Source organism: Pirellulimonas nuda, from assembly GCF_007750855.1.
Lineage (GTDB): Bacteria > Planctomycetota > Planctomycetia > Pirellulales > Lacipirellulaceae > Pirellulimonas > Pirellulimonas nuda.
This window is the reverse complement of record NZ_CP036291.1, coordinates 4,716,491-4,729,172: the sequence shown is the minus strand read 5'-3', so window position 1 is coordinate 4,729,172 and position 12,682 is coordinate 4,716,491. Positions and strand designations below refer to the sequence as shown.

The window sequence follows — 12,682 nt, the reverse complement described above, 5'->3', positions numbered from 1 at the left end:
TCGGAACATAACAATATGTCAACGGCGGATTTCGCTAGGTGGACCCGCGGGTCCGTAGCAGGGGTCGGGCGCGCTGCATCCGCTCGAAGCGCCGGCGCGGTCGTGGCAAGAAAAAAGGACGCGGGGCAGGCGCCCCACGTCCTCGTCTTGCTTCAATTTTCCCAACAGGTAGATACACCTGACAAGTGGAGGCGGCGGGAATCGAACCCGCGTCCCGCGATGGGGCCACGCAAGCTTCTACGTGTATGTCCAGCGAGATTTGATTTCGCGGCCGGGGCGCCTCGCTGGCAGGGCTACCCGGTCGCTAGCTGAGAACTTTTTTTAACCGCGGGCGTGCTCTGCAGTGACCCGAGGCGGTCCGGATTGGGGTGATACGAGTCTTTGGGCCATTCCGGCTACAGCCCTCGACTCGGACTCCCTAGTAAACTAGGCAGCCAAAGCGAAATTACCTTCGGCAATTGAAGGATTTAATCGGCTTTTTACGTGGGCCACCGATCAACCACGACACGCCACTTACGCTTTCCACACCCGGTCGAGCCCAGTTCGCCCCCGTTGCGTGTCGCCCGCCGGGAGAAGCGTCCCGGAAGGCGAGTACCAAGTATATTCGGCAGGGGCCTGGCGGAGAAGTGAGGGGCAAATCCTGCGGTAGACGCCACGACCCCCATTTTGAGGACATCCCCGAACGCAAACGTACCCGCACCGCCGTGAGATTGACACTCTCCACGACCCCATGGCGGCTATCGTCGGCAAAGCGGCGAGAAATGGCCGAGGGAGAAGGCGGCGTTGGAGCTCGCGGCGGGAGGTTGAAGCTGCGGTATGCGGGGCGGAAATGGCTGGGCGTGGATGGCTGGGCCCCAGGTCTTCGGGACGCGGATGGCCGTCCCCCAGGTCTTCTTAGGGCCAAGTCCCTCCCCCAGATTCGTCACGCACCGACCGATCCACGCGGCGTGCCGCGGTGGGGCCGGCATTTTGGCCGACCGCGCGGGGGCTTTCAATAACAAGGCGGGGAGAAGGGGTGGAACGATCGTGTGCCGTTAGGTCGGCCGACTCCGGGAAACTGCGTGGAGTTCGCTTCGTCCGGAATGGGAACAGGGTCTCCGCTTCTCACTGCTGGCAAGCCACAATCCTGTTCGGCACAAGATTTGCGCGTTGAAGAATAGGGCTAGCGCCAAGGGTAAACTTCGGTCATCTTACCACGATGGCCGCCAAGAAGCCGAAACTTGATGAGCGAGACGTGCGGGGGGTGAAGGAGCTGCGGGCGCTGCTTCCTCTGTTTGAGCGTCTGCACGGCGTGGGCTGCGAGCGGGACAAGGCGGGCAATCGCGTCCTGCACATGGACGAGTACTCCGTGCTGATCTTGCTGTTCTTGTTCAACCCAATCCTCACCTCCCTCCGCGGCGTTCAGCAGGCGTCCGAGCTCAAGAAGGTGCAGAAGAAGCTCGGCTGCCCACGGACCAGCCTCGGCTCGCTGTCCGAGGCGACCGCGGTGTTCCGCGCCGAGGGGCTGCGTGAGATCGTGGGCGAGCTGGCGGATCAGTTGGGCGCGCTGCCGCACGACCGGCGGCTCGACGGCGTCACCCAACGGCTGACGGCCGTGGACGGCTCGCTGCTGACGCGGCTGCCACAGATCGCCCAAGCGGCTTGGCAGGGCCGGCGGCGCCCGGACGGTTGGCGGCTGCACGCGCACTTCGAGGTGCTGCGCGGCGCGCCGACCAACATTGAGGTGACGACCGGCCGCAACCGCAAGGACGCCAACGAGAAGGCTTCGCTGCGGAGGCTGCTGGAAGCCGACCGCTGCTACATCCTCGACCGGGGCTACGAGCAGTTCTCGCTGTTCAACGCGATCGTCGCTGCCGGCAGCAGCTACGTTTGCCGGGTGCGCGAGGACCACCACTTCACCCCCGAGCAGGCCCGCGACCTTGGCCCCGAGGCGATCGAGGCGGGGGTGCTTGAAGACGCGGTCGGCAAGCTCGGCTCGGCCAAGAGCGTGCGGATCGAGCACCCCGACCACCCGGTGCGGCTGGTCCGCATCCGCGCCCAAGCCCACCCCAAACGCGGCGGCGCGGCGGGAAAAGACCTCGTGCTAGCGACGAACCTGATGGACGTCCCGGCCGACGTGGTGGCGCTGATCTACGTACACCGCTGGCAGGTCGAGCTGTTCTTCCGCTTCTTCAAGCACACGCTCGGCTGCCGTCACCTGCTGAGCGAGGACCCGGTGGGCATTGAGATTCAGACGTACTGCGCGATCATCGTCTGCCTGCTGATCAGCCTATGGACCGGCAAGAAGCCGACGCTGCGGACGTTCGAGATGATCCGCTTCTACCTGATCGGATGGGCCGATGAAGACGAGGTGCTGGCGCACCTTGAAAAACTCAAAACGCATTGAACCGCCGCGAACCGACCACCCGCGCCGCGCCGGTCGATGCTGCGCAGTACGCAAACCCGATGGCCCCCAGCGCAAAATTCTGGGCAGACAGTTTCGCAACCACGGCTCATCACGGTCGAACCGAACCAGTGAGCAACTGGCGGGCCGAACAGGATTGGGCAAGCCAGACAGTGGCACCCACAACAGTGCCACCCGCTGCTTCGCAACAACATCCTTAACCGATCCTCCCGTGGCCGTGTCTCTTTCGCCCCCCCGTCCCCCATCTTCCATCAGAGTTCGCCTGAGCCCCTCCGTCTTCACCCTCGCATCGGCCCTCACCCCACGACGGCCGATGCGAGGGGGAAGGCGGAGGGGCGACACCCCTCTGTTGAGCCGGAGCTGAGGTCCGTCCGCTCAAAAACGGGTGACTATTGCCCACGGATTCTGGTGAGGAACCCGAAAAACTAAGTGCCATTCGCCGATGCAACCGCCATCACGAACGCTCAGTCCCAAGTAAGCAGAGGTGCATCAGACTTGCGCGAGGAAGAAGCGGTTGCGGGCCTGGCTCGTCGCCCCAAAGTTGACCTATTGAAGCTTCCGTGCCGGTGTTGGGTCGTGGCCACTATGGCAGAGCAATCCACCAGATCTAGTTTTCAATCCCCGCGTCTGTGTCCTTGTCACCAAGCAGCTCCAGCGACACGCTCCACGCGTACTTGTGGTCTGCGTGAATCCGATACGGATCATTAACGGGATGGCCCCATGAGTTGTCCCCACCGACGCCCATCAGGCGATGGTCAAGATTGACGGTGATCTCGTCGCGCGTCGGCAGGTGGCTGTTATGGTTTTTGGTGGCCAGGTCATTCTGAGCATATGGCCAGGCGCTCACCGACAGTGGATTTGCCTTGGTTCCGGAGAATCGCACGCCACGCCCCTGGTCGTTGGTAAACGTCACCCAACGCACATCGCAGCGGTTGGCATTCTCTTGTGGCTTGACGTAGGGCGTTATCCATTCCGACACGGTGGAAGTATAGCGGGCAATCGCGGCCGAGGTCTTGCGGTCCCAGTAATTCTCGTGTGGGCCGCGACCGTACCAGGTGACTTGGTCGCAATCGGCTGGGATCGTGAACTGAGTTCCTAACCGCGGCAAGTCTGGACCGAAGTCGCCTTGATTGTCTGCACGAATTTGGAATCCGTAGTCGCTATCGATCGTCCCATCTGCTGAGATGGTGTGTTGGATCGTGATGCGGGCTCGGCACGAGGGGATGGTTGCGGTGGCATCCACTACGACTTGACCGAACTCATTCACGGTTGAAATGAGCTTCTCTACTTCCACTTGCTTGCCCGCATCTTTCCACACTGCGAGTCTGTCCTGGACTCTCCAACCCCCGTCGTTGTCCGTGAGGGCCCGCCAGAAGTTCCACTGCATTGGGGAAACAAGGAACTCCTTGCCCGCGACCTGATATGACTCGATCAATCCGCTGGACGCCGAGATACGAGCCTCGAAGCGTTTGCCTACAATTACAATGCCACGATCGGTTTGCTCGGCGGTTAGTTGCCCGCCGGGGTTTGGGCTAGATTGTCCCGAGCGATTGTCGGAGGGTTGGTTGGTCCAGGGAAATTGCTCCCAGGCGACAACGTGGGCAGCCGGCAGGCCCGGTCGCGACTCTACCTGAATCAATTCAAAAGTCACGAACACCTCATGGCCTCCGTCACTGGCCTCCGCACACCCCGAGATCGCGGGAGCGATATCGACGGTCCCGCTTTTTCCCGATTCGACGTCGACCGCTGGCAGGTTTCCTTCCGCGACGATCTCGCCATCTGCCCGAACCGTGTAGGTGAAGTCGAATTCCGAAAGGTTGGTGTCAAGATGACGATTGACAAGCGTTAATTCACCAAGCTCAGCATCAAATGACTCGATCCCGACCGGTTGGTAGACCTTCTGCACCTCGTAGTAGTGAGGATGAACCGTACGGTCGGCGGCGATCACGCCATTGATGCAAAATCGATTGTCGTTGGGTGAGTCGCCGAAGGCACCGCCGTACACATATCCTTTCGCTGGATCACTTCGGTCTCGATACAGGGCCTGATCGACCCAGTCCCAGATAAATCCACCGGCAAGCACTGGGTGCTCGTAGATCAAGTCCCAATAGTCTTGCAGGTTGCCGACGCTGTTGCCCATGGCGTGCGAGTACTCGTTCATCACGAACGGCTTGCCGGACGGGTAGCTCCCGTGTTGCTCTTCGTTGGAAGATTCGCCGTGTTCTCCCTTGCGAGCCGCTTTGCCTTTGACGTGTTGCTTAAGCCAATCAATCGGTGGATAGGTCTGGCTATCAACGTCCGCCGCTAGGTTCATGTCGGCATACTGAATGGAGCGTTGCTCCGGATCGGCGGAGTGCACCGCTTGTCGCATCTCCAGGAAGGCGGTTCCGTAGCCAGCCTCGTTGCCGAGCGACCACATCGCAACGCACGGGTGCTGGCGGTCCCGGACGACCATCCGCTCCACGCGGTCGACGCAGGCCGCGGTCCAGTCTGGTAGATCTCCCGGCAAGACCCGTTTGTGGTAACTCAGACCATGCGACTCAACGTTGGCTTCGTCCAGCACTAGCAAGCCGTACTCGTCACATAACTCGTACCAACGCGGATCGCACGGGTAATGCGCGGTGCGGACAAAGTTGATGTTGGCTCGCTTGATCAGTTCCGCGTCGCGACGCATCAGGTCTTCGTCGAGAACATACCCGGTCTGCGGGTAGAACTCATGCCGGTTCACACCGCGGATCTTGAACGGCTGGCCGTTGAAGCGGAGTTCATTTCCTACGACTTCGAGGCGGCGGAATCCGACAGGCAGCCGATAGACCGCGATCGTCTCGCCTCCTGACTCAACATGCACAAAAGCGGTATAGAGAGTCGGTTTGTCTGGCGACCATGGCTTGACGTTACCCAACTCCACCACTCCGTCATGCGCGGCGTGGGCGTTGCCTTCGGGGTCGACGACTTCGATTTTGACTTGAGGATCTGCGCCGGACATCGGCATCGAGTGAATACGCACCGAGCCGCGGCCGGTCTTCGGATTGTAATCGGGTTCGGCATAGACATCCCACAATCCCTCGGCCGGCACTGCGGTGAGGAAAACGTCTCGGAAGATACCACTGAGCCGCCAAAAGTCTTGATCCTCGAGGTACGATCCGTCGCTGTAGCGATAGACTTCGACTGCCAAGCGGTTCGCGCCCGGCTGAAGGGCGTCGGTGATGTCGAACTCGGCCGGTAGACGGGAGCCCTGCGAATAGCCTACTTTCTCTCCATTGACCCACACGAACATGGCGGACCGCACGCCGCCAAAGTGGAGAATAATACGCTTTCCGTCCCACTCCGCAGGCACTTCAAACTCGCGCAGGTAGGAGCCCACCGGATTGCGTTCTTTGTAGCTGGTGAATTTTGGATCGGGTTCGCCCATCACCCGTGGTGAATCAACCTTGAACGGGTACTTGAAGTTGGTGTATTGAGGCGTGCCATATCCCTCGCGTTCCCAGGTGGAGGGTACAGGAATGTCATTCCAGCCCGACGCGTCGAAGTCCTCTACATAGAAATCCGCCGGTCGCTGCTCGGGCCGCGGGCACCAGTGAAACTTCCAGGTGCCATTGAGTGAGCGAACCCAGGAGCCTTCGGCGTACGATGCGCGGTCGGCTGCCGCGCGACTCGGGTGAGGCCACTGGTTGCTGCGGGGAGGTAGCTTGTTGATGGCAAACACCGAGGCGTTTTCGATCTCGGGTGGTACGGAGACGCCTTGCAGCTGCTTGATCGCCCGGCCGAACTTACGCCCAAGCTGCAACTGCCCGTGTGCGTCGTAGTGCACATGGTCGGGTAGCACGGAGCAGTCGTCCGTGGTGACCATCCGTGCTCGCGCGATCGCTTCAGGCTGACCCGAGGCACCATCGGCTCGCTCCATCTGCTGGCGGATCTCCGACCGGTACTTGAAGCGAGCGAGCGCCGGTTCGTACGGTAAGACTTGACCAAAGGCCAGCGGCAGCCGCTCCCTTAGCGACAGATCTTCTGTCAGGCGGCGTTGTAGCCGCTGCAGGTTGTTGGCATAGGTTGTAGCCGATATCTCGTGCTTGCTATCTTGCTCACCCTGCATCCAGAGAAAGCCTCGCACGCGAGGGGTGTGTCCTTGTCGTTCAAGTTCGACAATGCCGGCGTGAAACCGCGTCAGCATCGCTTGGTAAAGCGTGCCCTGATTTGCATCGTCGTCCGCTGTGCCCGGATAGAAGTTTCGTCGTCCGGGGACGGGGTCGCCACCTTGCCACTGGTTGCCGTTCCATCCATGGTGCAGCGGCATGCCACTGGCGTCGTACTTGACCAAGTACACCGGGCTGTCGCCCGTGGCGGTTTCCAGAGCGAATCCCACTTCGGGCCCGAACTCGCCAGCGCGTAGCGAACTTCGAGTCTTGCCCAGCACTAACGGCTCAAAGTCGTCGCCGGTAGAGAAGTACGTATGCGGGATCTTGCGAGGAACTTCCGGCGGCAACTTATCGATCTGAGCTATTCCCTGCATGTTCGACTGCCCACCCAACAGGTAGACATCTACTTCGTCAGCTGCTGCAGAAAGGCACACCAGTATGCAAGAAGTGAGCAAACTCAAACGCGCATTGAGCAATCGAAAAGCAGGCAGGACGCCGTACCGGAACCAAGGCTCGCTAAAACGTTCTTCGGCAGTTGTTGGAATCACTGTTCTTGGTGCTCCATGTTAGGCGTTTCGTGAAGCGTGTAGCCACAATCGCTCATCGCACCTGCCCCTAGGTCGTCGACGAGGAAGAACACAACGTTTGGCCGATCACCGCCAAAGCAGACATCGGGGGCGACAGCCAGAATAAACAAAGGGATGTAGAGAGCCGTTCGCAATTTTAGAGCTTTCCTCGGTGGCCAGAGCTTCGGCGACTAGGGTGAACCTCAAAACACCGACTTCGAGAGCCGGCTAGATAGACCGCCGGGCGAGAAAAGGTGTCAGGAACCTTTTCCGTCGCGCTACTCTCTTCCCGATTGCCGCAATCGCCATCAACCCAACCGCCGGCTCCGGCACGGGCGCCGCCCCAGCCAGCCCTTCGACCGCCGAGGCGCCGAAGTTCTGCCGCCACTGGTCGTACTGCGCGGCGCCGATGTCGCCGGCGACGGCGCCCGCGAGCACCTGGAGCGACACCATCGGCTCGGTTGCGTCGAGGCGCCAGAACAACCCGTCTGCGAGCGTCGGGAGCTGCAGCTGCGAGAACGCGTCGCGGGTGCCCAGGGCCGAGGCGATCGGGAACGTGTCGCCCGCGGCGGGGGCGAATCCATCGGCGAGGGTCGCTTGCAACTCTCCCCCAGGGGCCTGGCCGGCGTCGGGCGTGAGGTGGGCGTTGGATGAGGAAAGCATCAGGACCCCCGGCGAGACAAGCGGACCTTCAGACGGATTGTAACGCGGGGGCTGGGGGCTTATCAATCACTCCGTCGGGGCGGAGCCCGTCGGCTGTTGGCAGCTCACCCTTCACCTCGCATTCTTCATTCCCATGCTCAGCTACCGCCAAGAACTGTGGTTCAACCTCCCCGAGCGGATGGAGTTCCGCAACATCACGCCGGAGGTTGAAAAGTGTCTGCGCGACAGCGGCGTCCGCGAGGGGCTTTGCCTGGTGAACGCCATGCACATCACCGCCAGCGTGTTCATCAACGACGACGAGCCCGGCCTGCACCGCGACTACAAGAAGTGGCTGGAAGAGCTGGCGCCGTTCGACCCGTCGCCGCAGCGCTACCACCACAACCGCACCGGTGAGGACAACGCAGACGCCCACCACAAGCGGCAGATCATGGGGCGCGAGGTGGTGGTGGCCGTCACCGAAGGCAAGCTCGACTTCGGCCCCTGGGAGCAGATCTTCTACGGCGAGTTCGACGGCCGGCGGAAGAAACGCGTGCTGGTGAAGATCATCGGGGAATGACGTTTGACCACGGATCGCACGGAATTCACGGATACGGAGTTGGCCACGAAAAGGCACAAGGAGCACAAAAACAATGGAAGCACCAATGACCAAGCCTAAATGACCCATACGCGCAGGGCGATCGCTTGCGCGTAGTGGTCATTTAGGCTTGGTCATTGGTCATTCTCCTTCTTTGTGCTGCTTGTGCCTTTTCGTGGCAATCTTCTTTCGTCAGCTCCGCAGCGGGTCGCACATCCCCACAGCGATCGGGCCGAACGACACCAGCGGGGCCCAGGCGGCGAGGACCGGCGAAATCAGCCCGGTGCCTCCCAGCGATTGGGCGCCCAGCGACACCAGGAAGAACGCGGTGACCACCGTCAGGCAGTAGCCGATGGCGATGAACGGGTTGCGGGCGCCGCTGGAGACCACCAGCGGCAGCCCCAGCATCAACAGCGTGATGTCGAGCAGCGGCTGCAGCACGCGGGTGTGGACCGCCACGCGTACGTCGGGGCCCAGCTCGGTGCTGGGGTTGCGTAGCTCGGTCGCCAGTTCGCGCAGCGAGGCGAAGTCGCGCCACTCGGCGCCCGAGGCCAGCAGCTCGAACGACACCCGGCTGACGACGAACACCTGGTCCGGCTCCAGCCACGGCACGTCTTGCGGCGTCGCCACAGCGATCGAGCCGTCGGCCAGCGTCAACGACGGGCTGGAAAGCAGCGCAGCGGGCGTTTTGACCTTCGACAGCAGGTAGCCGCTGGGGCGGCCCCCGGAGGCCTCGACGAACTTGGCTTCTTCCGCGGCGAGCTGCTTGCCGTACTTGGCCAGCGGCGGCGGCAGGATGAAGCTGGGCGAGGTGATCTTCTGGCCGGCCACCACGGCCTTGCTGCCGGCCAGCAGGATGTCGGTCACGTTGTCGTACCGCGAGTGGAGGTCGAGCTGCAGCTCGCCCGACAGGTTGCGGGCGTCCACCCGCAGCTCGTGGCGGATGCCGGGGAGGATGAACTCCCGCGCCGCGGCCGCGCCGAAGGCGATCATCACACAGGCGATCAGCACCGGCCGCAGCACGCGCAGCCGGGGGATGCCGGCGGCCAACAGGGCGGTCATCTCGTTGTGCCGCTGGATCCAGGTGACGGTAAACATGGCCGCGGCCAGCGCCAGCACGCCGCTGGTGCGGTTGAAGAACGCCAGGCTCTGGAAGCCGTAGTGGCGGGCCATGGTGGCGGCCAGGTTGCCGTGCTCGCGGGCGTGGTCGAGGAAGTTGTCGAGCTTGCTGAAGGCGTCGATGACGATGTACAGCCCGGCCAGGCTGAGGAAACAGATCATAAAGACCTGAAAGAACTGCCAGAGCAGGTAGCGATCGATCGTGCGCATCGTCAAGCTGGTCTGGGGTCCATGGCCCGGGGCGGAACGGGAGCGTCGGGAGGGTACGAGGCGACCGTCCCCAACGCAAGGCGAGCCGTCGGCGTCAGCCGCCGGAGTGCGCCAAGGGTTTGAACGGATGTGCTATCATGGCCGTTCCGATGCAGGTTTCCTCGCCACCCGTCGTGCGTCGCCACCCCGCCTGGGGGGCGGTGCGCGACGCGTTGTTCCCGCCGGTCTGCGTCGCGTGCCAGTGCGGGTTATCCCCGCCCGGCTCCGACCTGCTGTTTTGCCAGGGCTGCACCGAGGCGATGCCGCTGTTCGACGCGATCGGCTGCCCGCGGTGCGGCGGGCCCTCGCCGGCCGCAGACGCCGGAGGCTGCGGGTTGTGCCGCCGCACGCCGCTGCGGTTCGACGCCGCCTACACCGCGGGCGCCTACGACGGCCTGCTGCGGCTGATGGTGCTGCGCGCCAAGCGGCCTATCGGCGAGGCGGTCGCCTCTGCGCTGGGCGAGTTGATCTGGCGTACGCGGGGCGACGAGCTGCTGGCGGAGCGCATCGACCAGGTAGCGTTCGTGCCGATGCACTGGGGGCGCCGGCTGCTGCGCGGCACGAACGCCCCGGAGCAAATCGCTGCGCGGCTGGCGGAACGGCTGGCTGTGCCGGTTACGCCGGTCTTGCGGCGCGTCCGCTACACGCCGCCCCAGGCTGGGCTGGCGCAAACCGAGCGGATCCGCTCGGTGCGGGGCGCCACGGCGCTGGCGCGGGGCTATTTTTTAGCGCCGCCGAGCGTAGCGGGGCGACGCGTGCTGGTGGTCGACGACGTGCTGACGACCGGTTCGACCCTCAGCGACGCCGCCCGGGCGCTAAAACGGGGCGCCGCGGCCCGTGTGGTAGCGGTCGCGGCGGCCCGAACCCTTTAACCCCTTGGTGCAACCCGCCTTGCCGGTGCGCGGCGTATCAGAAGAATGACAGGTGGCGCGCCCATGGCTGCATGGGCGTACGGCGCCAACACTAGCGGCTGTTTCGGTACGACCCACGCCCCTGCCCGCCCCTGCGTGGGCAAGGCGCCCAGTATGCCCACTTTATGACCCCCATCCCCAATACCGAAACCGACGCCCCCGGCCAGCACCGGTCGTTCGACACGTTCCGCCGGGCCGTGCTGCGCGGCCTGGGGGTGCTGCTGCCGCCGCTGCTGACGATCGTCATCTTCCTTTGGGTCGGGAGCACGGTGGTCCGCTACCTGCTGACCCCCATGGAGGATGCGGCGCGGTACGTGCTGGTGGAATACGGCTCCGACATCAAGCCGCGCACCGCCTTCCCGGAAAGCCGAGTCGTCAACGGCCAGGTGTCGACCCCCGACGGGGAGTACATCCGCACCGGCGACAAGCGGTTCATCCCGGCCGGCGTGTTCTTGGAGGTGCAAGAGAGCGTCGGCCCCGGCTTGATGCCCAAGTCGGCGACCGACGTCTACCAGCTGTACATGGAAGACCGCTGGCTCCGCCGCGAGGTGGTGATCCCGATCTTCACCTGCGGCTTCATCCTGGTGCTGTACCTGCTGGGCAAGTTCCTGGCGGCGGGGGTGGGCCGGTTCTTCTGGAGCCAGTTCGAGCGGATCATCGACCGGCTGCCGATCGTCCGCAACGTCTACTCATCGGTCAAGCAGGTCACCGACTTCGTGTTTACCGACCCCGACCTGGAGTACACCCGGGTCGTCGCCATCGAGTACCCCCGACGCGGCATCTGGACGGTGGCCTTTGTGACGGGCGAGAGCATGCTCGATATCGAGAGCGCCGCCAACGAATCGGTGATGAGCGTGCTGGTGCCGACCTCGCCGATGCCGTTCACGGGCTTCACGGTGACCGTGAAGAAGAGCGAAACGCTCGACCTGAACATCACGCTCGACCAGGCCTTCCAGTTCATCGTGAGCTGCGGCGTGGTGGTGCCGCCGCAGCAGATCACCGCCGCGGTGCGCCGCGCCAAGGGCGAGGCGCCCCCCGTGAACGGCGCCCCGCTCACGGCCAACAAGCTCGAGTCGGCCGAACACATCGCCGCGGCCCGCCCGGAATCCGACGATGACTGAGCCTGTCGTAGGCGCCCCGATCCGCCTGGGCACACGCGGCAGCCGCCTGGCGCGTTGGCAGGCCGACTGGGTTGCCGGGGAACTGCAGAAGCAGGGCTGCCCCGTAGAGATCGTGCCGATCGTCACCGAGGGAGACGTGCAGCAGGCGGGCCCCGTTGAGGCCATCGGCTCGCAGGGGGTGTTCACCAAGGCGATCCAGCGGGCGCTCGTGGCCCGTGAGATCGACCTGGCGGTCCACAGCCTCAAAGACCTGCCGACCGCCCCCGTGCCGGGGCTGATGCTGGCCGCGGCGCCGCCGCGCGAAGCGGTTGGCGACGCGTTGGTTTCGCCGGTGGCGGATTCGCTCGACGGCCTGCCGCCAGGGGCGCGGGTCGGCACCGGCAGCCGGCGGCGCCGATCGCAGCTGCTGCACCGGCGTCCCGACCTGCGGGTGGGCGACATCCGCGGCAACGTCGAGACGCGGCTGGCGAAGCTCGACTCGGGAGAGTTCGACGCGATCGTGCTGGCCCAAGCCGGGCTGCAACGCCTGGGGCTCGCCGACCGCATCACCGCGCAGATCCCGTCCGACCAGATGCTGCCCGCCCCCGGCCAGGGGTCGTTGGGGATCGAGTGCCGCGCGGACGACTCGGCCACCCGAGCAGCGGCCGCGCTGCTGGACTGCGCCGCCACGCACGCCGCGGTCACGGCCGAACGCGCGGCGCTCGCCAGGCTCGAAGGGGGCTGCATGGCCGCCCTGGGGGCGTGGGGCCGCTTCCAGGGGGGGCGGCTGCTGCTCTCGGTCGTCGTGCTCAGCGACGACGGCCAGCGCCGGCTGTTCGAGGAAGGAGCGGGGGACGACCCCCAAGCACTGGGCGTCGAGGTAGCGGACCGGTTGCTGGCACGAGGCGCCGCACAGTTGCTCCGCGCCCGCTAGCATCGTCGCAATGGGAATGCGCGTGT

At 64.1% G+C, this 12,682-nt stretch carries 8 protein-coding genes and 1 other RNA gene; 5 read left to right on the top strand and 4 right to left on the bottom strand.

What is annotated here, in order from left to right; all coding sequences use genetic code 11:
• Window positions 1-183: 183 nt before the first annotated feature.
• Window positions 184-551: a transfer-messenger RNA gene (gene ssrA, locus Pla175_RS18415) on the bottom strand.
• A 647-nt stretch (window positions 552-1,198) separates the two neighbouring features.
• Here ssrA and Pla175_RS18410 point away from each other — a divergent pair.
• Window positions 1,199-2,386, top strand: a complete 1,188-nt coding sequence (locus Pla175_RS18410) for an IS4 family transposase (RefSeq protein ID WP_145283564.1) — start codon at window positions 1,199-1,201, stop codon at window positions 2,384-2,386.
• Between the two features lie 625 nt (window positions 2,387-3,011).
• Here Pla175_RS18410 and Pla175_RS18405 read toward each other — a convergent pair.
• Entirely contained in the window at window positions 3,012-7,088 is a 4,077-nt protein-coding gene (locus Pla175_RS18405) for a glycoside hydrolase family 2 TIM barrel-domain containing protein (RefSeq protein ID WP_145288597.1), read from the bottom strand.
• Between the two features lie 246 nt (window positions 7,089-7,334).
• Window positions 7,335-7,769, bottom strand: coding sequence for a hypothetical protein (locus tag Pla175_RS18400; RefSeq protein WP_145288594.1), 435 nt, complete (start codon window positions 7,767-7,769; stop codon window positions 7,335-7,337).
• A 133-nt stretch (window positions 7,770-7,902) separates the two neighbouring features.
• Between Pla175_RS18400 and Pla175_RS18395 the strand changes: the two genes are divergently transcribed.
• The gene (locus tag Pla175_RS18395) at window positions 7,903-8,325 is read left to right on the top strand and encodes a secondary thiamine-phosphate synthase enzyme YjbQ (protein ID WP_145288591.1); all 423 of its coding nucleotides are present in this window, start codon (window positions 7,903-7,905) and stop codon (window positions 8,323-8,325) included.
• A 210-nt stretch (window positions 8,326-8,535) separates the two neighbouring features.
• Here Pla175_RS18395 and Pla175_RS18390 read toward each other — a convergent pair whose 3' ends face one another.
• Window positions 8,536-9,672: an LptF/LptG family permease gene (locus Pla175_RS18390; protein WP_145288588.1), complete on the bottom strand. Its 1,137-nt coding sequence runs from the start codon at window positions 9,670-9,672 to the stop codon at window positions 8,536-8,538.
• A gap of 137 nt (window positions 9,673-9,809) precedes the next feature.
• Between Pla175_RS18390 and Pla175_RS18385 the strand changes: the two genes are divergently transcribed.
• The 3 genes from Pla175_RS18385 to hemC all read left to right on the top strand — a co-directional run bounded on the left by Pla175_RS18385 (window position 9,810) and on the right by hemC (window position 12,656).
• Window positions 9,810-10,583, top strand: a complete 774-nt coding sequence (locus tag Pla175_RS18385; RefSeq protein ID WP_145288585.1) for a ComF family protein — start codon at window positions 9,810-9,812, stop codon at window positions 10,581-10,583.
• Window positions 10,584-10,747: 164 nt separating this feature from the next.
• Window positions 10,748-11,743, top strand: a complete 996-nt coding sequence (locus tag Pla175_RS18380) for a DUF502 domain-containing protein (protein WP_145288582.1) — start codon at window positions 10,748-10,750, stop codon at window positions 11,741-11,743.
• A complete protein-coding gene (gene hemC, locus Pla175_RS18375; protein ID WP_145288579.1) occupies window positions 11,736-12,656 on the top strand; it encodes a hydroxymethylbilane synthase in 921 nt (306 codons plus the stop codon). Before Pla175_RS18380 ends, hemC begins: the two co-directional genes overlap by 8 nt.
• Window positions 12,657-12,682: the final 26 nt, after the last annotated feature.

Bases quoted from the DNA above. Each gene is read 5' to 3' on its own strand.
- Pla175_RS18410 (WP_145283564.1), top strand. From the start codon at position 1,199: ATGGCCGCCAAGAAGCCGAAACTTGATGAGCGAGACGTGCGGGGGGTG.
- Pla175_RS18400 (WP_145288594.1), bottom strand. From the start codon at position 7,769: ATGCTTTCCTCATCCAACGCCCACCTCACGCCCGACGCCGGCCAGGCC.
- Pla175_RS18395 (WP_145288591.1), top strand. From the start codon at position 7,903: ATGCTCAGCTACCGCCAAGAACTGTGGTTCAACCTCCCCGAGCGGATG.
- Pla175_RS18390 (WP_145288588.1), bottom strand. From the start codon at position 9,672: ATGCGCACGATCGATCGCTACCTGCTCTGGCAGTTCTTTCAGGTCTTT.
- Pla175_RS18385 (WP_145288585.1), top strand. From the start codon at position 9,810: ATGGCCGTTCCGATGCAGGTTTCCTCGCCACCCGTCGTGCGTCGCCAC.
- Pla175_RS18380 (WP_145288582.1), top strand. From the start codon at position 10,748: ATGACCCCCATCCCCAATACCGAAACCGACGCCCCCGGCCAGCACCGG.
- hemC (WP_145288579.1), top strand. From the start codon at position 11,736: ATGACTGAGCCTGTCGTAGGCGCCCCGATCCGCCTGGGCACACGCGGC.